Source organism: Undibacterium sp. Di27W (genome assembly GCF_049340345.1).
Lineage (GTDB): Bacteria > Pseudomonadota > Gammaproteobacteria > Burkholderiales > Burkholderiaceae_D > Undibacterium.
The window spans coordinates 282,801-302,471 of record NZ_JBMPOS010000007.1 but is presented as its reverse complement, the minus strand read 5'-3'; the positions used below and the strand labels follow the sequence as shown (position 1 = coordinate 302,471).

Annotated in this window: 18 protein-coding genes; 12 read left to right on the top strand and 6 right to left on the bottom strand. The window is 50.5% G+C overall.

The features are described from left to right. The first annotated feature begins 258 nt into the window (after positions 1 to 258). From ACO0LF_RS16410 to ACO0LF_RS16395, 4 genes are all read left to right on the top strand, one after another. On the top strand, positions 259 to 2,181 hold the full coding sequence (locus ACO0LF_RS16410) for a PrkA family serine protein kinase (RefSeq protein WP_423015808.1): 1,923 nt from the start codon (positions 259 to 261) through the stop codon (positions 2,179 to 2,181). A 56-nt stretch (positions 2,182 to 2,237) separates the two neighbouring features. Next, entirely contained in the window at positions 2,238 to 3,509 is a 1,272-nt protein-coding gene (locus ACO0LF_RS16405) for a YeaH/YhbH family protein (RefSeq protein WP_423015806.1), read from the top strand. Positions 3,510 to 3,517: 8 nt separating this feature from the next. Beyond that, positions 3,518 to 5,059 (top strand): SpoVR family protein, encoded by a 1,542-nt coding sequence (locus ACO0LF_RS16400; protein WP_423015804.1) that lies wholly within the window; start codon positions 3,518 to 3,520, stop codon positions 5,057 to 5,059. A 99-nt stretch (positions 5,060 to 5,158) separates the two neighbouring features. Next, positions 5,159 to 5,464, top strand: a complete 306-nt coding sequence (locus ACO0LF_RS16395) for a hypothetical protein (protein WP_423015802.1) — start codon at positions 5,159 to 5,161, stop codon at positions 5,462 to 5,464. A gap of 83 nt (positions 5,465 to 5,547) precedes the next feature. Here the strand turns inward: ACO0LF_RS16395 and ACO0LF_RS16390 are convergent, their stop codons facing one another. Then, positions 5,548 to 7,776, bottom strand: coding sequence for a heavy metal translocating P-type ATPase (locus ACO0LF_RS16390; RefSeq protein ID WP_423015800.1), 2,229 nt, complete (start codon positions 7,774 to 7,776; stop codon positions 5,548 to 5,550). 135 nt (positions 7,777 to 7,911) lie between these two features. Between ACO0LF_RS16390 and cadR the strand changes: the two genes are divergently transcribed. Further along, positions 7,912 to 8,343 (top strand): Cd(II)/Pb(II)-responsive transcriptional regulator, encoded by a 432-nt coding sequence (gene cadR / locus ACO0LF_RS16385; protein WP_423015798.1) that lies wholly within the window; start codon positions 7,912 to 7,914, stop codon positions 8,341 to 8,343. Between the two features lie 11 nt (positions 8,344 to 8,354). Here the strand turns inward: cadR and ACO0LF_RS16380 are convergent, their stop codons facing one another. Beyond that, positions 8,355 to 9,038, bottom strand: a complete 684-nt coding sequence (locus ACO0LF_RS16380; protein WP_423015796.1) for a MarC family protein — start codon at positions 9,036 to 9,038, stop codon at positions 8,355 to 8,357. Positions 9,039 to 9,209: 171 nt separating this feature from the next. Between ACO0LF_RS16380 and ACO0LF_RS16375 the strand changes: the two genes are divergently transcribed. The 4 genes from ACO0LF_RS16375 to ACO0LF_RS16360 all read left to right on the top strand — a co-directional run bounded on the left by ACO0LF_RS16375 (position 9,210) and on the right by ACO0LF_RS16360 (position 11,244). Continuing rightward, positions 9,210 to 9,626: a hypothetical protein gene (locus ACO0LF_RS16375; RefSeq protein ID WP_423015794.1), complete on the top strand. Its 417-nt coding sequence runs from the start codon at positions 9,210 to 9,212 to the stop codon at positions 9,624 to 9,626. Between the two features lie 16 nt (positions 9,627 to 9,642). Next, on the top strand, positions 9,643 to 10,188 hold the full coding sequence (locus ACO0LF_RS16370; RefSeq protein ID WP_423015792.1) for a hypothetical protein: 546 nt from the start codon (positions 9,643 to 9,645) through the stop codon (positions 10,186 to 10,188). A 170-nt stretch (positions 10,189 to 10,358) separates the two neighbouring features. Next, the gene (locus tag ACO0LF_RS16365; RefSeq protein WP_423015790.1) at positions 10,359 to 10,844 is read left to right on the top strand and encodes a GNAT family N-acetyltransferase; all 486 of its coding nucleotides are present in this window, start codon (positions 10,359 to 10,361) and stop codon (positions 10,842 to 10,844) included. A gap of 40 nt (positions 10,845 to 10,884) precedes the next feature. Further along, entirely contained in the window at positions 10,885 to 11,244 is a 360-nt protein-coding gene (locus tag ACO0LF_RS16360) for a 5-carboxymethyl-2-hydroxymuconate Delta-isomerase (RefSeq protein ID WP_423015788.1), read from the top strand. Positions 11,245 to 11,287: 43 nt separating this feature from the next. Here ACO0LF_RS16360 and ACO0LF_RS16355 read toward each other — a convergent pair whose 3' ends face one another. After that, positions 11,288 to 13,591, bottom strand: a complete 2,304-nt coding sequence (locus tag ACO0LF_RS16355; RefSeq protein ID WP_423015786.1) for a TonB-dependent receptor — start codon at positions 13,589 to 13,591, stop codon at positions 11,288 to 11,290. A gap of 104 nt (positions 13,592 to 13,695) precedes the next feature. Further along, positions 13,696 to 14,076, bottom strand: coding sequence for a DUF2946 family protein (locus ACO0LF_RS16350; protein WP_423015784.1), 381 nt, complete (start codon positions 14,074 to 14,076; stop codon positions 13,696 to 13,698). Between the two features lie 235 nt (positions 14,077 to 14,311). Between ACO0LF_RS16350 and ACO0LF_RS16345 the strand changes: the two genes are divergently transcribed. From ACO0LF_RS16345 to ACO0LF_RS16335, 3 genes are all read left to right on the top strand, one after another. Next, positions 14,312 to 15,781: an APC family permease gene (locus ACO0LF_RS16345; RefSeq protein ID WP_423015782.1), complete on the top strand. Its 1,470-nt coding sequence runs from the start codon at positions 14,312 to 14,314 to the stop codon at positions 15,779 to 15,781. A gap of 55 nt (positions 15,782 to 15,836) precedes the next feature. Beyond that, positions 15,837 to 16,319, top strand: a complete 483-nt coding sequence (locus tag ACO0LF_RS16340) for a CreA family protein (RefSeq protein WP_423015780.1) — start codon at positions 15,837 to 15,839, stop codon at positions 16,317 to 16,319. Positions 16,320 to 16,420: 101 nt separating this feature from the next. Further along, positions 16,421 to 17,287 (top strand): HDOD domain-containing protein, encoded by an 867-nt coding sequence (locus ACO0LF_RS16335; RefSeq protein ID WP_423015778.1) that lies wholly within the window; start codon positions 16,421 to 16,423, stop codon positions 17,285 to 17,287. Positions 17,288 to 17,369: 82 nt separating this feature from the next. On the opposite strand, the gene ACO0LF_RS16330 is transcribed toward ACO0LF_RS16335, so the two are convergent. Then, positions 17,370 to 18,872, bottom strand: a complete 1,503-nt coding sequence (locus ACO0LF_RS16330; protein WP_423015776.1) for a hypothetical protein — start codon at positions 18,870 to 18,872, stop codon at positions 17,370 to 17,372. 422 nt (positions 18,873 to 19,294) lie between these two features. Continuing rightward, a complete protein-coding gene (locus ACO0LF_RS16325; protein ID WP_423015774.1) occupies positions 19,295 to 19,492 on the bottom strand; it encodes a hypothetical protein in 198 nt (65 codons plus the stop codon). Between the last annotated feature and the right edge of the window lie 179 nt (positions 19,493 to 19,671).

Genomic DNA, 19,671 nt, shown 5'->3' with positions numbered 1-19,671 from the left:
GCTGTCAACGACATGTCTTGCATCGCGTTGGATAGCATAGACGTATGCAACTTATTTGTGAACAAGTTTTGCATAAGACCAACATTTTGCACAGAGTAACAATTTCGCCTGCACGTTTTGATAATTTCAACTACACTAAAGTCGTAGTGTGCTGACGGGCAATTAATATTTTTAATTTGAGTGAGTTCAGATTGATTTGAAATTGCTGCCAGCCCAGTTCGGTATTTGCAAGTTCACTGCTTATCCATGGAGGTCGGGATGAATATCTTTGACAACTACACCGCACGATATGAACGTACGCGTGAAGAAGAGTATTCCATGCAGGAATACCTGGATCTTTGCAAAAAGGACCGGCTCGTTTATGCCAGTGCTTCTGAACGCATGCTGGCTGCCATCGGCGAGCCTGAGCTGGTAGATACCCGACATGATTCGCGGCTATCACGCATCTTCTCCAATAAAGTCATCAAGATTTATCCTGCCTTCCGTGAGTTCTATGGCATGGAAGAGGTCATAGAGCAAGTCGTGGCCTATTTCCGTCATGCTGCACAGGGTCTGGAAGAGCGCAAGCAAATCCTGTATTTGCTGGGACCAGTTGGCGGCGGCAAATCTTCCATCGCAGAAAGGCTGAAAGCCTTGATGGAAAAAATCCCCTTTTATTGCATCAAGGGTTCACCCGTCAATGAATCGCCCCTGGGCCTGTTCAATGAAGATGAAGACGGGGTCTTGCTGGAAGAAGATTTTGGTATACCACGCCGTTACCTGAAAAACATACCCAGCCCCTGGGCTGTCAAGCGCTTGCATGAGTTTAATGGTGATATCAATCAATTCCGTGTGGTCAGGCGTTATCCCTCGGTATTGAAACAAATCGCTGTTTCCAAGACTGAACCGGGTGACGAAAACAATCAGGATATTTCTTCCCTGGTTGGTAAAGTAGATATCCGCAAGCTCGAAGAATATGCACAGGATGACCCTGATGCCTACAGCTATTCTGGTGGCCTGTGCCTGGCCAATCAGGGCTTGATGGAATTCGTCGAAATGTTCAAGGCGCCAATCAAGGTATTACACCCTTTGCTGACGGCAACCCAGGAAGGCAATTTCAAAGGTACCGAAGGTTTTGGCGCCATTCCGTTTGAAGGCATAGTCCTGGCGCACTCAAATGAGTCGGAATGGAAAGCCTTTAAAAACAATAAAAACAATGAAGCCTTTCTCGATCGTATTTATATCGTCAAAGTGCCTTATTGCCTGCGCGTCAGTGATGAGATCAAGATTTATGACAAGCTGGTGCGCACGTCGTCGCTGGCTGCCGCCCCATGTGCACCTGGCACTTTGAAAATGATGGCGCAATTTGCCGTGCTGTCACGCCTGAAAGAACCTGAAAATTCCAGCATCTTCAGCAAGATGCAGGTATATGACGGGGAAAACCTCAAGGATACTGATCCCAAGGCCAAATCGCGTCAGGAATATTCAGACTATGCTGGCGTCGATGAAGGCATGAATGGCTTGTCGACTCGCTTCGCCTTCAAGATTTTATCCAAGGTATTTAACTTTGATAATACTGAAGTTGCTGCCAATCCCGTGCATTTGCTGTATGTACTGGAACAGCAGATAGAGCGTGAACAGTTTGCACCTGAAGTCGAACAAAAATATGTATCCTTCATCAAGGAATACATGGCGCAACGCTATGCCGAATTCATAGGCAAGGAAATTCAGACTGCCTATCTGGAAAGTTATTCAGAATATGGCCAGAATATTTTCGATCGCTATGTGACCTTTGCTGACTTCTGGATACAGGACCAGGAGTTCCGTGATCCAGATACTGGTGAAAGTTTCGATCGTGATGCGCTCAATAATGAACTGGAAAAAATAGAAAAACCGGCGGGCATTTCCAATCCCAAAGACTTCCGCAACGAGATTGTCAATTTCGTGCTGAGGGCCAGGGCGCAGAATGCAGGCAAGAATCCAGCCTGGACCAGTTATGAAAAGCTGCGCACCGTCATCGAGAAAAAAATGTTCTCGAATACGGAAGAATTATTACCTGTCATTTCCTTCAATGCCAAAGCCAGCGCAGATGATTCCAATAAACATCAGGAATTTGTCGAACGCATGGTCGCCAAAGGCTATACGGCGAAACAGGTGCGTCTGCTATGTGAATGGTATTTGCGTGTCAGGAAATCTTCATAATTGAAGACTGAATAGCCAGGCAGTGCAGGAAATTTCGGGGCAAACGGGAGAGCATTTTGGTTCATTTGATTGACCGGCGTGTCCAGGGTAAAAATAAATCTGCCCCTAATCGCGAACGTTTTTTACGTCGCTACAAGGGGCAGATCAAAGATGCTGTTGCAAGAGCAGTCAAGGGCCGCTCCATTACCGATATAGAAAGTGGCGAGCGTATTTCCATCCCGGTCAAGGATGTCAATGAACCCACTTTTGGCCATGCCCATGGCGGGGTATGGGAGGGTGTGCAGCCTGGTAATGAGCAATATCAGCGCGGTGATCAGGTTGCCCGGCCCAAAGGGGGCGGTGGTGGTTCGGGCAAGGGGCAGGGTGGCAATAGCGAAGACCCAAGTGAAGACGATTTCGTCTTCCAGCTGTCGCGCGAAGAATTCATGAATTATTTCTTCGAAGACCTGGAATTACCCAATATGGTCAAGACCCAGCTGACTTCGACCACGGATTTCAAGAGCCAACGTGCCGGTTATAAAACCTCGGGCACGGCATCAAGCCTGCATGTATTGCGGTCTTTGCGCGGAGCCATGGGCAGGCGTATTGCTGTCGGTGGTAAATCTGCCCGCAGGCTCAAAGTTGCCGAGTCTGAAATGACCGTCATGCTGGAATTGGGTGTGGACCCGAAAGAGCCGCATTTCATCGCCCTGAAGCAAGAGATACATCATTTGCGCACACGCTTGCTGGCGATACCCTTTCTTGATCCTTTTGACCTGCGTTATAGCAATCGCGTCAAAATACCCAAGCCTGCCAGTCAATGCGTCATGTTTTGCCTGCTTGATGTATCCGGTTCCATGGATGAACAAAAGAAAGACACTGCAAAGCGCTTTTTTATCTTGCTGTATCTGTTCCTGACACGCGCTTATGAAAAAATAGAAGTCGTCTTCATACGCCATCATACGACGGCACTGGAAGTCGATGAAGAAGCATTTTTCCATTCGCGTGAATCAGGTGGCACGATCGTTTCTTCTGCCCTGAACCTGCTGGCACAAATCGTCAAGGAACGCTATGCCGCATCGGACTGGAATGTGTATGTGGCGCAGGCATCGGATGGTGATAACTGGGATAATGATTCTACCACTTGCAAGCAGTTACTCATGAACAGCATCATGCCGCTGGTGCAGTATTATGCCTATGTAGAAATTACCGATGGCCAGCCGCAAAATCTATGGCTGGAATATGAAAAAGTCGCCGAGCTCCAAGCCCACTTTGCGATGCAAAAAATAGAAACACCGGCGGATATTTATCCGGTCTTTCGGGAACTGTTCAAGAAGCAGCCGAAATGAGGTAATCCATGGAAAACGGCCATGTCAGCCCCAGGAAAAAACACTTGCGCGCTTTGCCCGAACAATCAGAATGGACGTTCGAGCTCATAGAACAAGCCCATGAAGAAATACGTCGGGTCGCCCAGCAATTTGGCCTCGATACTTATCCAAATCAGCTGGAAATCATTACTGCTGAACAGATGATGGATGCCTATGCCTCGGTGGGCATGCCGGTGTCGTATAACCACTGGTCTTTTGGCAAGCACTTTCTGTCCACCGAAAAGAGTTACAAACGTGGGCAGATGGGCCTGGCCTATGAAATCGTCATCAATTCCAATCCCTGCATTTCTTACCTCATGGAAGAAAACAGCCTGACCATGCAGGCTCTGGTCATCGCGCATGCGGCCTATGGACATAATTCCTTTTTTAAGGGGAATTACCTGTTCCGTACCTGGACCGATGCAGATGCCATCATCGATTACATGTTGTTTGCCAAAAATTATATTGCTGATTGCGAACAGCGTTATGGCATGGAGGCGGTGGAATTGATCATTGATTCCTGCCACGCCTTGCAAAATTATGGTGTAGACCGCTATAAACGTCCTGCGCGGATTTCCCTGGCCGAAGAAAGAGAGCGGCAGGAGGACAGGGAAAAATATATGCAATCACAAGTCAATGACTTGTGGCGTACCATACCGCGACGCAATGAAGCGCCAGAGAACCTGGTCAAACAACGCTTTCCACCAGAGCCGCAAGAAAACCTCTTGTACTTCATAGAGAAATATTCTCCCTTGCTGGAACCCTGGCAGCGCGAGGTCGTGCGCATCATACGCAAGGTATCACAGTATTTTTACCCGCAACGCCAGACCCAGGTCATGAATGAAGGCTGGGCCACCTTTTGGCATTACACCATACTGCAACAGCTGTATGAAGAAGGTGTGGTCGGTGATGGTTTCATGATGGAGTTTTTGCAAAGTCATACCAATGTGGTCTATCAGCCGCCGGTAGGTAGCCGTTACTTTAATGGCATTAACCCGTATGCACTGGGTTTTGCCATGATGCGCGATATCCGTCGCATTTGTGAAGACCCGACGCCAGAAGATCGCGAATGGTTCCCTGATTTTGCCGGGGCGGACTGGCAAAAAACCTTGCAGTTTGCCATGCGCAATTTCAAGGATGAAAGCTTTATCGCCCAGTATCTGTCACCGAAACTGATGCGCGATTTTCACTTCTTTTCCATTTTGGATGATGATAGCAAGGATAAGTTATTGATCTCAGCCATCCATGATGAACATGGCTATCGCTATCTACGCGAGCAATTGGCAGGGCAATATAATCTTGGTAACCGTGAGCCGAATATCCAGGTATGGGCAGTAGACATGCAGGGCGACCGGGCATTGACCTTGCGTCATACCCAGTATTTGCGGCGTCCTTTGAATCCGCAAACCGGTGAAATGCTCAAGCATGTGGCCAGGTTATGGGGTTTTGATGTTTATCTGGAAACTGTGGACCCTGAGTCCAAGATCCTGGCCAGACAGGAATGCAAATGGGAAAAACGCAACAGACCCTGAGTTTTTATAGCTGCCGGGGCAAAGCCCCTAAATCCCGATAGCGACGGCGCAGTCTATCAGTTAGAATGAAAAACACTCATCAGAAGACGGAGACGTACCATGTATCTGGACCACCCAAAAATTTCTGCCACCAATAGCGAAACCGAACCAGACCGCATAGAACGTCTGAGTCGTGTATATGGTTATGCAATGGGCTTGGCAGATATTGATGGCAATACAGAATGCATCACCAAACTGGCCAAGATCCATGACCATAAGGGGACACTGATGGTGATCTGGTATGAAGCACCGACCCAGAAAGAGAAAAGCTATTTCGCACGTGCCTGGAATAGTCGCATCGGTGATGAAACAGAAATCGTCGAGCATGCACTCATGCTCAATGAAGCGATTTCTCATGCTGAATAAATGAGACCTAAGGATATGGGGATGAGCCCGACTCATTCCCCTAGCCGCTTTGGTGTTTTTTCAGGCTGGTTTTTGCCTGGATTTTAGCTCTGATTTTTATGCGCCAACAGGCGCAAGCCATTCAATACCACCAGCACACTGGTGCCAGCATCGGCAAAGACGGCCATCCACAGGCTGGCATGATTGGTCAAAGCCAATCCAAAAAACACAAATTTGACGAGCAAGGCAAAGCTGATGTTTTGCTGCAAGATACTGGCCGTACGCTGCGAGATGTTGATCATTTCTGGCAGCTTGCGCAAATCATCCTGCATAAAGGCGACATCGGCAGTTTCCAGTGCAGTATCGCTGCCTGCTGCCATGGCAAAGCCTATATCGGCCCTGGCCAGGGCAGGGGCATCATTGATGCCATCACCACACATGGCTATCAAGCCGCTTTCACTGTATTTTTGTATGGCCAACAATTTTTCTCCGGGCAGCATCTGACTTTGGAATTCGCTGATGCCCGCTTGCGCGGCGATGGCTGCTGCCGTTTTTGCATTGTCACCAGTCAACATCACAGTCTTGATGCCCATGGCCTGCAATTCCTCCACGGCAGCGCGGCTATGCTCGCGTATTTGATCGGCCAGCGCCAGCAAACCCAGTAGCTTGTTACCCTGGCACAGGAACAGGATGGTGTAAGCAGCCGCTTCCAGCTTATCCAGTTGTGCTGTCGGTGTCAGGGTTTCGTTTTTACCTGCTTGCAGGGCTTGCCACATGGCCTGGTTGCCCAGGTGATATTCTGCGCCATTGATGAATCCGCTGACGCCACGCCCCCGGCCTTCTTCAAATAGCTTGATGTCCGAGGCTGGCAATAGTGGTCTCTGACAGGCATTCAGCAGTGCGATGGCCAATGGGTGGCTGGAATGAGCATCCAGGCTGGCAGCCAGGGTCAGCAATTCTTCGGCAGTTTGCTCGCCCAGGCTGACGGTTTCTATCAATAGGGGCTTACCGGCTGTGAGGGTGCCAGTTTTATCAAAAGCGATGGTTTTTAAATGCCTGGCCTGTTCCAGATAGACGCCACCCTTGATGACAATGCCGCGGCGGGCCGCCAGTGCCAGACCACTGACCACGGTGACCGGGGTGGAGATGACCAGGGCACAGGGGCAGGCAATCACCAGCAAGACCAGGGCACGATACAGGCTGTCATGCCAGCCATGCTGCAACAATAGTGGTGGCAACACCGCTACCAGGATAGCGACGACAAAGACCACAGGTGTATAAATGGCTGCAAAGCGATCAACAAAGCGCTGGGTGGGCGCACGCTGGCCCTGTGCCTCTTGCACCGACTGGGCAATCCTGGCCAGCATGGTGGATGCCTGTACTGCAGTGACCCTGACTTGCAGCAAGCCGCTCTGGTTCAGGCTGCCTGCATATACTGGATCTCCCAAGGTCTTTTCTACCGGCATGCTCTCGCCCGTGATAGCCGCCTCATTGATACTGGATAGGCCAGTTTCTATGATGCCGTCCAGAGCAACTCTGTCGCCATGGCGTATTTGTATGACTTGCCCCAGCGCGACTGTGTCAGTTCCCACGCTGAGCCAACTGCCATCTGCTTGTTGCAACAGGGTAGTTTCTGGCGCTTGCGAGCGCAGGCCCTGGATAATGTCGCGTGCCCGGCTCAGGCTGGCCGCTTCTATCAGCTCGGCAATCGCAAACAGCCAGATCACCATGGCCGCTTCTGGCCATTGGCCCAGGGCCGTTGCCCCCAGGACTGCTGCCGTCATCAATAAATGTATGTTCAGCGTAAAGTGGCGCAAGGCTATCCAGCCTTTTTTCAAGGTGGGAATGCCGCAACTGATGATGGTGCACAGCGCCAGCAGGGCAATGATGAGAGAGTTTTCAGTACCGCTATACCAACCCAGCAATTCTGCCGCGATGGCTGCCAGGCCACCCAGGGCCACAGGCCAGTAATCCAGCCAGGAGCGCTGAGGCAATTCCTGAGCTATTGCCGCTTGCCCATCCTGGATAATGATGCCCTGCATACCTGTGCCAGCCAGGCGTTGCTGCAGCATAGCAAGATCGGCTGCTTCATGGTGTACGGTCAATATCCTGTTGAGCAAGTCAAATTCCAGCGCCAGGACGCCAGGCAGTGAAGACAGGGCCTTGCGTATCAGGGCTTCTTCCGTGGGGCAATCCATTTGCTCGATTTTCAGCCTGAGCTTGCTGGCATGTGCTGGCAAGGCAGTATCTGACTTATTGTCTTTGGCAGTTGCCTCATGAGCAGATGTCTCATGATGATGGTGATGGCCGCAGCAGGTGGTTTTTTCAGGCATTTGCATTTTTCTTGCATCTCTCAACGATAGTTTACAATGAGTGTAAACTGTGGAGTCGCTACAGGGTCAAGCAAAACTTTGCAGCTTTGATTCTGCCTGAAAAACGATCATACCCACATCTTACAGGGAGTCCCCATGCGCATCAGTGAACTGGCGAACGCTACCGGTGTTGATATAGAAACCATACGCTATTATGAAAAACAGGGTCTGCTGCCAGAACCAGCACGAGAAGAGAATGGCTATCGCAGCTATACCCCGGCCCATCTGGAGCGCCTGTCTTTTATACGCCATTGCCGTGCGCTGGATATTCCCTTGGCTGATGTCAGGCGTCTGGTCGCCTTTATCAGCAGTCCGCTGGAAGATTGTGGGGATATAAACCAGCTTATTGACCAGCAAATCAGCCGTGTCAAAGCCAGGTTGAAAAGCATGCGCGCGCTGGAGAAGCAACTCACGCAGCTACGCGCTCGCTGTGATGAAACCCATCAGGGGCAGGAATGTGGGATCTTGCATGAACTGGTGGCCGCAGCGCATGGCGAGGCTTGTGCCTGCCATGCGCCGGGTAAATGACACAAAATTGTTTAATGGAGTTTTAAATCGCCCAGCAAATCGGAAACGCCAGCCCAGCCAATTTCTATGCCTATGCATAACAAGATAAAGGCAGACAAGCGCAACAGGACGATGGCACCGACATCACCCAGCACTCTTTCCATATTACGGGCGAAGCGATAACATAGATAAATCACCAGACTGGTCAGCAAGACACCCAGCAGAGAGGCGATGCCGGTAATGATCCAGTCCACAGGTTTATGTGGCATCTGTGTACCCAGGGTGATTGATGCTGCAATCGTGCCTGGCCCCACGGTCAGCGGAAAGCTGAAGGGGTAAAAACTGCGGCGACGCAATTCCTCGCGTGACCAGCTGCCACCATGGGATGCCGCCACCGAAGTGCGCAAATTATCCTGTCCCTGGTCGTTCAGCAATTTCCAGCCTGCCATGGCAACCACGATACCACCCGCTACTCTGACGATGGGTAAGGAAATACCGAAAAAATCCAGCACATAAGAACCTACAAAGATGGCGCCCATGAGCAAAAAAAAGCAATTCAGGGCGATGCGCTTTGCCAGCCGGTTAGCCAATGGTGGTTCTATGGGCCCGGTCATGGATAGAAATATCGGCGCAATGGCGATAGGGTTCAGGATAGGTAACAAGGTGATCGGTACTACGATCAGGGCCTTGAAAAAAATGATCATCGTGATGCTCATGCTTGCTCCATAAAGATTTGTTTCGATTATGCATGAGAAAAGCAGGAACTGCGACTATATACTGCCCGCGTCCATATTGGTATTACTAGACGATACAAATAATTGCAAGGAAGCAGATGAGTGCCTATTGTACAATCAGGCATAGATCTTCTTCGGCAGACAAACCAGCGTATGTTATCCAACATTAAATTACTAGCCGCCACTGTACTGGGCGCGATTTTACTCACGGCCTGCCAGAGCGCGCCCTTGTCTTTCCTGAGCGGGCATCCAGACCGCCACTTACCGAATCACCTGTATCCTGTACGCATAGTTTCTGTCGATCAAACCCTGTATTTTAGCGGGCCGGTGCAACTGGAACCAGGCATGCACAGGGTGGTCGTTGAACTGGCGCATTCAGGTTCACATATTCCCACACAAAAAACCATGCAGCTCGATGTACAGGCTTGTACTCGCTATTATATCGTCGCCAATAAAACATCCATCATGGAGAGCAAGTGGGAACCAATGATGTTTGATAGTGAAAATGTGGGTGGCTGCAATCCTGACGATGAAATGAAAAAAGCCCATATCCAGGCGGCAGGCCAGTGATGTTGCTGAAGCACATATGTTGACATTATTCCTTATCGCCGCATTTGGCGGAAACACCCTGTATCAAGCTGCAAACCTCAATGACGATCACAGTCAGCTCAACATAGTCAGCAAGGCTGGCAAATTCAGTGCTCCTTTGAAGGAAGAGGGGCAACTGGCATTTGAGCAAGCGCGTGTATCCGCCTCTGGCAATACCTTGGGCTGGGTGGCTGCGACCAATAATTGCTGCACCTCTTATCCTTTGCCGACGGTTTTAGTCATTTTTCGCAAGGGCAAGGTGATCAGGCGATTTCAGGAAGCGCCACCTATCTGGCAATGGAGTTTTGCTCAAGGCGATACCGCCGTCGCCTATAGGCAAAGTTACCCGCATGGCATTTCACCCATATGGTATAAATTAATACGTATCGCTGATGGCAAGCTACTGGCAAGTTTTACCTGCCAGCCTAAATACGATGAAGCGCATGAACCGGTGGAAGGTTTTCAGCCAACTGGCCCTGTTCCTGCATGGGTAAAAGCAATTGCAAGAGAATGTCCTGCCAGCGCTGCTGATCAAGAGAATTAGCCAGATATGCTCCCTTATGGTGTTGCGGGTCTGATGTAGCTTTTATGCTTTCTACTTACGACTTGCGTGGGCCACGCACGGTGTTTTCTACCTGAATATAGTGATATCAAGCACTAGTCGCGGTATTTGCTTAAAATAGAGCAATTGCATTCACACTTTTTAATGCCTTAATGAGTTTAAGTTTTTCTCCCTTGCTTCCTCAGCATCAGGATTTACTGTGGAATTTCTTGCATATTGCCTTGTGGGACCCACCTCCGGCGGGTTTGCGAGCGATAGAAACCCTGCAATTGCCGACGGTGCGTATTTATGCCGAGAACTGGGGGCGGGATGGTGACCTGGGCGTTATTGCCAGAATCTCTGGTGAAGACACCCCCATAGGTGCTTGCTGGATGCGTCTGGTGCCGGATGGCATGGGTCTGGCGTATGTCGATGAGCACACGCCACAACTGGGCATCGCCTTGTCGCCAGCCTATCAGCACCAGGGCCATGGCAAAACCATGATGCTGGTTGCCCTGGAGATGGCACACGAACATGGTGTACAACAGGTGTCGCTGACGGTGCATCCACAAAACCCAGCCGCTGGCATGTATGCATCTTGTGGTTTTGTGCAAACTGCCATCAGAAATTCCTATCTGCTCATGCAGGTAGCGCTATAAAAGTAAGACTATAAAAATTATCAGTATCAGAAAGAATTGCATGCCTCATTTTACTTTGGAATATTCCGGCAACCTGCCCATCAAGTCGCAGGATTTACTGTTGAAAATCAATCTGGCTTTAGTCGATACACATCATTTTGAGGAAATTGATATCAAGAGCCGGGCGATACGCCTGGATGATGTGTTGATAGGTACTCAGCCTGCAGATCGGGCGTTCTTGCATGCCAAGCTGGCTATCCTGAAAGGCCGTAGTGCAGAAGTGAGGAGGGAGTTATCCGAGCGTGTGCTGGCGGTGATACAGGCTGCCCAGACCTGGCCAGCAGGGCTGGATGTGCAGCTTTGTGTCGAGGTGCTGGAAATCGACAGGGAAACATATGCGAAGGCGCATTTGAGTCATTGATCAATCAAAATCAAAACGCGCCTTCTTGTTTGTTTAGATCAGTTTAAAAATCAAACTTTAATTCACCCACAACTGTGCGTTGTGTATATGGGTGGAAGGCCCAGTATTTTTTATTGTTCAGATTGTCTATGCCGATAGAGGCGACCCATTGCCTGGCTAACTGATAGCGTACGCGGACATCCGCCACCACAAAGCTGGAAAAACCCTGGTAAGTAAAGGCATTGCTATCGCTATTGTCGAGTGAGCCATATTGCTTGCCACTATAGCGCAAGCCCAGCGTGGTACTGAGCTTGTCATCCGGGCGATAGCTGATGACAAGATTGGCGCGCCAGGCTGGTACGCGCGGTTGCCATTTACCTACACTGGCCGGGAATTTGTCATTGCGGGTAATCTCGGAATTGGCATAGGTCAGGCTGGCGGCCAAGTCCAGGCCGCGGGTGTAGATATCGCTGGCCTGATAGGCGAGTTCCAGGCCTGTCGTATGGATTTCATCGACATTCTGGATATTCGTGATATTCGGCGTGACCAGGGTGTTGACTTGCGAATACAGAGCATCCCTGGTTCTTTCATGGAACAGGGTAGTCCGTAAAAAGCCCTTACCTTCATTCAGTACCCGCTCTGCTGTCCATTCCATGGTCCAGGATTTTTCAGGCTTCAGGTTGGGGTCATTATTGACGATGGCTGTCGTCGAAATACTACCCTGGTAGAGTTCAGATACGGTAGGCATGCGCACGGCACGACCTGTCGAAGCTTTCAGGGTCCAGTCTTCATTGGCTTTGTAGGCTATGGCTGCCTTGGGCGAGAAGTAATTTTCCCTGCGTTCAGCAAAGGGCAGGGTGCTGGCCGCGGATGAGATGGCACCATGATCTGCCTGCCATTGTTCCAGGCGACCACCGAGGATGGCTTTCCATTCTGGATTGATACGCCAGGCATCTTGCGCATACAGGCTTTGCAATTGAGTATTACCCTGGAAGGCTGAGAAGCGCTTGAGCGCCCCGCCATTGATCCAGTCATCGGTATCGGATACCTGGGTGCGCATTTTGTATGCTTCACGCTGGTAACCAAATTCAGCAGTGTGCTCTGCCGCTGGACGCCAGATGCCTTTCAGCGCCAGGGTATTCCAGCCTGTGCCAGCACCGTCCGTAATACGCCCTGCGCCACCGCTATCTGCCTGTGGAATTGCCACAGTAGGCGCACGGGCAATATCCTTGCTGTAATCATACAGGCTGGCTGCCACTTCCCAGTCGAACACGCCTTTGGTATTGCTCTTCAGGTTCAGGCCGTGGGTGATATGCTCAAGCTGGTTTTTGCTGTTAGCCATATCGGTAGGCGCGAGCGTATATTTCTTGCCAGCGATATTGATGTCACCACTATAGACCGCATTGCCTGCCGCATCACGCAAATAGCTTTCGACACCGCTATTCATATTATTGCGCCAGTAGCCAAAGGTATAACTGGCCCGTAAAATCGGGCTTAAGTCATATGCCAGCTTGATCTTGGCATGGTCTTGCGTGGTATGGTATTGACCGGTCGCACCTACTACCCACCAATCCAGGCCTTGCGGATTTTTGTCGGCAATCGCGCCCGTTACAGCCTTACCTGCCGTGCTGCTGACCCCGGTGGACATCAGCTTATTGGCGAAGACGATAGGGTGGCCATCGCTGTCAAGCTGGTTCACATTCAACCACCAGGAAAATGCACCTTGTTTATTGCCCAGGCTGGCGCTGAGCTGCTTGCCGCTATAGGTTTTGTCTGTGCCATATTGCTGGTAGTTTTCACTAAAGCCAACCAGCTTGGCATGGGCTTCAAACTGCCTGGGCATGCGTGTCACATAATCGACCACGGCACCGACAGAGTTACCTGCATAGGCAGCCGAGAACGGGCCATACAGTACATCCACTCGCTCGATTTCCTCGGGCGTCACCAGTCCCCAGCGCGGCGTGAAACTGGCCCCATTACCCAGCAGATTGGAGAGCAGTATCCCATCTGCATAGACAAGGGAGCGTGCGCTATTGCCAGTGCCTGAGGCGCGCGTTGCCAGGACCGCATGGTTATAGTCACCCACATAGCGTTTGCGCACCAGCAGGCTGGGCAGGTATTTCAGGGCATCTTCTGCATCGATGGCATTGATGGTCTGCTCCATGGTCCTGGCATTGATGCCTTCTATGGTGGTCGGTATTTCCTTGGGCAGGGAAGATGGACGATCGCCATTGATGACGACGCGCTCTGCCGAGCTGGTGTTTTCTGCGGTTTCAGTAGCCTGTACTGAAGCAGGCAAAAAAGGGAAGGCGGCAGCCAAAGCAGCCGTCAATGCGCGCAAGCGCATGGTGCGTAAAGAATTCGACATAAAGTAAATCTAAAAAATGGGAGGCGCAAACAGGTGCGCAAAACAAACCTGGCCATGCGATAGGTATGAGCATGGGCATGACAGCTTTGTACTGAAACTATTTTTTAGAGAGTGGGTGGTCCGCGTGCAGGTAAGGGGGCGGCAACAATCGCCGCCAGGCGCGCTGCCGGGATAGAGCGGGTAGCATAGGATAAGGCGTGCGGAGCTGCCAGCACCGTGCTTTGCGGGAAGCTGGCAGGCAGGCTGACAGCAAGACAGAGGGAGCAATCCAGCAAGTGCGTCATGCTCTTGCCTTCTTCTTTCACGCCATCACCACCAAGCTTGACGAATTTATAGCCGGTACTGGTACAGATGAGGCTCATGCCTTGCTCGCCTGATTTCACGACTGTCGATGCCATGGCAACACCCAGCGTCAGTACATACATGAGCAGTACTGCGCGCACCAGATGGCGAAAACACGACAGGGAAATACGGGGGGCGGACATGGGACGGCATTGTATCATCCTTCGGCGCTGCTACAAATTCGCTGTTGGAAGTCTGGAAAAATAAGCGAACTGACATCAAAGTAGACAGAATTGAGGCTATCATGGCGATTTTCGGGGCTAGCCTGACCTCGACCACATAATAATAGACAGCTAAACCTGAGCGAGTAGCCCAGATGAGGGTCAGGCATCAGCTCCTTTATACAACAGGTAGTTGGCATAAGCAGAAGGATAGATCTTGAGACAAGTTAGCCTGGGTCAGCAACTGACCCGCACCAAACCCATAGACCATAGTGAGCAAGTGACCGATGACCAGGGTCATGCCCTGCACCGCTCGCTGGGTTTGTTTGCCCTGACCATGATAGGGGTGGGGTCTACCATAGGCACGGGTATTTTCTTTACGATGGTGGAAGCAGTGCCCAAGGCTGGGCCTTCGGTCATTCTGTCTTTCATCATCGCCGCAGTTACTGCCGGTTTGACCGCCCTGTGTTACTCGGAGTTGTCTTCGCGCATCCCGGCATCAGGCTCGTCTTATTCCTATGCCTATGCCACGGTAGGTGAGTTTGGGGCCTTCATCGTTGCTGCCTGTCTGTTGCTGGAATATGGGCTGGCGGCCAGTGCCACCGCGATAGGCTGGTCAGCTTACCTGAATAACTTCCTGAGCAATGCCCTGGGCTGGCAAATACCCGAAATGTTGCGTTCCCCCATGATCGTGGCTGGTGCCAATGGCGTGGAATTTCATGCCGGGCAATTCAATCTGCCGCCCATGGTGCTGGTAGCGATATGTTGTGTACTCTTATTGCGCGGTGCCAAAGAATCAGCCACTGTGAATGCCGTCATGGTCATGATCAAGCTGGTCATCCTGACTTTCTTTGCCATCGTGGCATTCTCCGGTTTTAATGCCGAGCATTTCACCCCTTTCTTTAATACAGATAACAGCAAGGGCCTGGCTGGCATGGCAGGTGTAACTGCGGCTGCCGGCACCGTATTCTTTTCCTTCATCGGCCTTGATACCGTAGCCACGGCGGGGGCTGAGGTGAAAGATCCCAAACGCAATGTGCCGCTGGGCATCATGACGGCACTGATCGTCGTGACAGTATTCTATTTGCTGGTTGCGGTGGCTGCAGTGGGGGCCCAGCCTGCCAAAATGTTTGAGGGGCAGGAAGCTGGCCTGGCCGTGATCTTGCAAAACGTCACAGGCAAGACCTGGCCTGCACTGATTTTGTCTGCTGGTGCGGTGATCTCGGTATTCAGTGTGACTCTGGTGACCATCTATGGTCAAAGCCGGATTTTGTTTGCCATCAGTAAAGATGGTTTGATCCCCAGTTCATTCCAGCGCGTGCATGCACGTACCCGTACTCCTGTCAGCAATACCATCATGGTTTGCCTGCTGGTGGGTGTTGTCGCTGGCCTGGTGGACTCGACTTTCTTGTGGGATATGGTCAGTATGGGTACTCTGGTCGCCTTCATGGTGGTATCAGTAGCAGTACCTGTCATACGCAGGCAAAAACTGGGTGAAGAAGCAGGTGGTTTCCGCGTGCCTTTCGGCCCTTATCTGATCCCGGGCTTGAGCATTCTGGCGTGCCTGTATATCCTGAAGGATTTGTCGGCCACCACTTACCATGTGTTCTTTATCTGGATGGCAGTCGCTATTGCAATTTATTTCCTGTATAGCAAAGCCCATTCACACTTGAATAAACAACAATAAGCCTGATATTCCTGGTGCGCCCGGTTTGTGGCGCATCCAGGAAAAGAGCGAGATTATGAAACTGTCATTATTGAGTTTAGCCGCCACAACTGCATTGATTACCAGCGTCAGCCTGACTGCCCAGGCTGAGAATATAGGTAGTGTGGATACCGCCTTCAAACTCATAGGCCCTGACCATAAAGTCGTGGTGGAAGCCTATGATGATCCTAAAGTGAATGGCGTTACCTGCTATATATCACGCGCCAAGACTGGCGGTATTTCTGGTGGTCTGGGTTTGGCAGAAGATAAGTCAGAAGCATCGATAGCCTGTCGCCAGGTTGGCCCTATCAGCTTCCCTGGTTCGCTCAAGCAGCAAGATGAAGTGTTTAACCAGAGCCTGTCCATCTTGTTCAAAAAGCTGCGTATAGTCCGCATGGTGGATCAAAAACGCAACGCGCTGATCTATTTAACATACTCTGACAAATTGATAGAAGGTTCACCAAAAAATAGTGTGACCGCTGTAGCCGTAGACCGCAGCACCCCCATTCCTGTCAAATAAAATGGCAAACTGACATGGAGAAAATGCGCGAGTTTTTCTATGCAGCAATCAATTACGCTTACAATGTAGTTTGTAAGCGTAATTTCCCCTAGCGTACTATTATGACAAGCTCCGCCGCAGCTCCCAAGCTGACTACTGAACAATCCGTTGATGCGCTTATCAAGACGATACGTATCCCGCCACGCCCCAGCTTGCTGGCAGATGTTCAGTCTGAACTGGCGGCAGATGATCCTGACCCGCGCAAACTGACCAATATCATCGCCAATGACGTGGCCATGTCGGCTTCTTTGTTAAAGTTGGCCAATTCCTCTTTCTTTGGCTTGCGCCTGAAAGCCAAGTCGGTTGAGCATGCAGTCAATTTATTGGGTATCACCCAATGCGGTAATCTGATGACGGGTATCATCGCTCGCCAAAGCATACAAGTTGAGAAAATCTCCCTGGTCAAATTCTGGGATTTTTCTACCAAGCGTGCGCAAGCCATGACACAACTGGCCAGGCGCATGCGTGTATGTCCACCTGATCAGGCCCATACTTTTGGCCTGTTTTGCGACATAGGCATCCCCTTGTTGCTGGAGCGTTTTCCTGATTACAATGAGACTCTCGATCTTGCCAATCAGGAGGCGTATGAGGCTTTCACTGCCATAGAAGAGCAGCGTCACACCACCTCGCATACTGCCATCGGTTCCCTGATGGCGCGCACCTGGGGTTTGCCTGAGAGTGTTTCCTTAGCCATACTCTTGCATCATGACTATAGCGTCTTGCACGATGCCAGTACGGAAGATGCAGTCAAAAGCCTGATCGCACTGGCCTTGCTGGCTGAGTACGGCATACAAAAATACCATGGACAAGAGTCATCTTGCGAATGGGAAAAAGGTGGCGCAGCGGCCTGTGAGTTTTTGGGATTGTCTGCCGATGAGGTGGAAGACCGGTTTGAAGAGCTGCACGAATTGTTTAATCATGCGAATTAGCCATGGGCTATTTGTGTCGCATGGAATAATAAAAAAGGGCCAGATGGCCCTTTTTTATTTTTTTTAGCGGTTTACTACGTGATTAACGTAATTGCGTAGTCGGTGCCTGCAAGGGCACCGCCAGTGGCTGCAGTGGTGTACCACCACCACCGATGCTGGTGGCGCTGTTGTTGACGACAACTTTCAATTTGACGATGATTCTTTGCATGTCGCGTACCCAGGCTGTGCTGCCACCTTTATTGTACTGAGCGAAATCAAACCCCCAGTCGGCTTTGAATTGATCGGCAAAATTACCATTTGGACCGGTTTCCACTCCCCAGAAATAATTGGAACCGCCAGAGCTGTCAACAATGTAAGTCCCGTAATTTTGTAAAGTCCAGGCCAGTTGTTTTGCCGCTGGCGTCTCCAATTGCATGCTGCCAATATCAACGCTTGGAGGCAGGGCCAGCAAGGCACCCATGCTCATGGCTAAGCTGACATTGCTTTGGGCTAATTTGCCATAGCTGTAGTTGCCATTACCGTCAGCGCCGCTATCTGCAGCCTCGGCGGGCCAGCGGTAACATGCAGGCAAATCTTTATTTGTACGCGAGCATTTTGGGAATACCACACGGGTATCCACATCCAGTTTTAATGCATGCCGTGGCGGCGGGGAGTTGGGACGCAATTCACCGACGCGCAAAGTACCACCCAGGGTGGACAGACGTGATCCACCATGTGCCCCGGTTGTGCCCGTGCCATACAAATCCTCAGTTTTGAAAGTCAGCAAGGCAGTCGCTGGTTCGTCAGGCGCGCAACGCGCCGTTGGCTGCATTTGCAGCAAAGTATGACTATCCTGCATCAAAAATACGGCACCATTATTGCCATTCGCATGCGGAATCAGGTAGTCAGCAGGCATGGGTACCGTGGCCAGCAGTTTTCCTGTCGTCGTCGGGCTGTTATAGCAGCGGCTGTTTCCAGACCACCCAGCCGTGTTTTGTATGACTTGAACCGACGTTTCTTTTGGTGTCAGGACGATGATTTCCTTATCGATACCGCTAGATTGCGACCAATATAACTCAGCGTCAGTCAGGCCAGGCGTGCCTGGCAAGTTTGCATCTGCATATTGTGCTGCCGAGCCTATAGGCATGTTCCAGATGCTGTTGGAATGAAATGGCCAGAGTAATTCGTTGCGCGTGGTTTGCAAGGGGATATATTGCACGTTGCTTTGCAGGTTGCCCTGAGAATCTGCCGCGATGAAATACAGGACATAGCCAGTCGATGGAAACAGCTTGGTCTGGCTCTGCGTGATGGTCTGGTTGGCATTCATCAGTATGGAGCTTCCAGTCCGCTTCATGTCTTCCGGGCTGGGTGCAGTGCTAGTGCTTGGTAATAATTTATAGTAACCGATACTGTTGCTGGAGTTGGTCACGGAAAAACTGATGTTGTCTGTAGCTATGCTGTTTAACTTGAAAGAACTGGTTTGTACATTGGCTTCCGCGGCATAGCTCGTGGCTGCCGGTAAGCTGGCACATAAGAACAGGGAAAAACTGATTGCCTTTGCTATTTTTGTAGTTGTGAAATGGTCAAAATATTTATTAATAGCCACACTCTTTCTCCATTGATGAAGTTGATATATTTGCGCAATTTTTGCAATTCAGGGCTGCATCCCTGGTTGCACGGAATAGTGATTATTTTTACCAACAAAAGAGACCGGCGACTGGAGACACACGAGCTTGGCCAAGGTAATAAGTCAACCAGGCTTTGGTATGACACCGGGTACAGCTTGATTTTCCTTATGCCACATTAAAGCGACGCAAATGCCAAAATGCAGGGTGGAGGAAGATGTCGAGGTCGGGCTGAATTGGAGGTTTCCTCGCAGAGGACTAATTTCTTTCCGTAGCCATATCATTGGCCATATCCAGGCAATTTGTAATCATACTTAAGTAGGAGGTTTGATCAAATCTGTGAAGAAATTGTTGAACAGAGGACAAGCACGGGCGCTGTTTCAGTATCTGAGTCGCCCAAAAATCATGGGCGACTTTTTAACAAATTGGCGGGCAACATGAAGATGGCCCGTAATAATTCAAACACACCATGGACTGCAATGCCAAATATACGAAAAGGCAGCAGCAATAGCCACACCAGTGGGTACAGCACCAGGGCCAGTATGGCTAAAGGCCAGCAGAGTACAAATAAGATAATCCAGATCAAAAAGCCTAGCATCATTTTTCCTTAAGCGATGATGACGCGCAACAAGCTGCTCAGGATAACCAGGGCGATAGTAGCGATGACTACGCCATCCATGTTTGCTGTGATGTTCATGATATTTCCTTTCAATTCGAGTGGGAGTGATTGCACTGTAGGCCGCAGCAATGTTGGCCGCCAGTAGCAGGCGACGAAGTGCA

Bases quoted from the DNA above. Each gene is read 5' to 3' on its own strand.
- ACO0LF_RS16410 (WP_423015808.1), top strand. From the start codon at position 259: ATGAATATCTTTGACAACTACACCGCACGATATGAACGTACGCGTGAA.
- ACO0LF_RS16400 (WP_423015804.1), top strand. From the start codon at position 3,518: ATGGAAAACGGCCATGTCAGCCCCAGGAAAAAACACTTGCGCGCTTTG.
- ACO0LF_RS16395 (WP_423015802.1), top strand. From the start codon at position 5,159: ATGTATCTGGACCACCCAAAAATTTCTGCCACCAATAGCGAAACCGAA.
- ACO0LF_RS16390 (WP_423015800.1), bottom strand. From the start codon at position 7,776: ATGCCTGAAAAAACCACCTGCTGCGGCCATCACCATCATCATGAGACA.
- cadR (WP_423015798.1), top strand. From the start codon at position 7,912: ATGCGCATCAGTGAACTGGCGAACGCTACCGGTGTTGATATAGAAACC.
- ACO0LF_RS16380 (WP_423015796.1), bottom strand. From the start codon at position 9,038: ATGAGCATCACGATGATCATTTTTTTCAAGGCCCTGATCGTAGTACCG.
- ACO0LF_RS16375 (WP_423015794.1), top strand. From the start codon at position 9,210: ATGTTATCCAACATTAAATTACTAGCCGCCACTGTACTGGGCGCGATT.
- ACO0LF_RS16370 (WP_423015792.1), top strand. From the start codon at position 9,643: ATGTTGACATTATTCCTTATCGCCGCATTTGGCGGAAACACCCTGTAT.
- ACO0LF_RS16365 (WP_423015790.1), top strand. From the start codon at position 10,359: ATGAGTTTAAGTTTTTCTCCCTTGCTTCCTCAGCATCAGGATTTACTG.
- ACO0LF_RS16360 (WP_423015788.1), top strand. From the start codon at position 10,885: ATGCCTCATTTTACTTTGGAATATTCCGGCAACCTGCCCATCAAGTCG.
- ACO0LF_RS16355 (WP_423015786.1), bottom strand. From the start codon at position 13,591: ATGTCGAATTCTTTACGCACCATGCGCTTGCGCGCATTGACGGCTGCT.
- ACO0LF_RS16350 (WP_423015784.1), bottom strand. From the start codon at position 14,076: ATGTCCGCCCCCCGTATTTCCCTGTCGTGTTTTCGCCATCTGGTGCGC.
- ACO0LF_RS16340 (WP_423015780.1), top strand. From the start codon at position 15,837: ATGAAACTGTCATTATTGAGTTTAGCCGCCACAACTGCATTGATTACC.
- ACO0LF_RS16335 (WP_423015778.1), top strand. From the start codon at position 16,421: ATGACAAGCTCCGCCGCAGCTCCCAAGCTGACTACTGAACAATCCGTT.
- ACO0LF_RS16325 (WP_423015774.1), bottom strand. From the start codon at position 19,492: ATGATGCTAGGCTTTTTGATCTGGATTATCTTATTTGTACTCTGCTGG.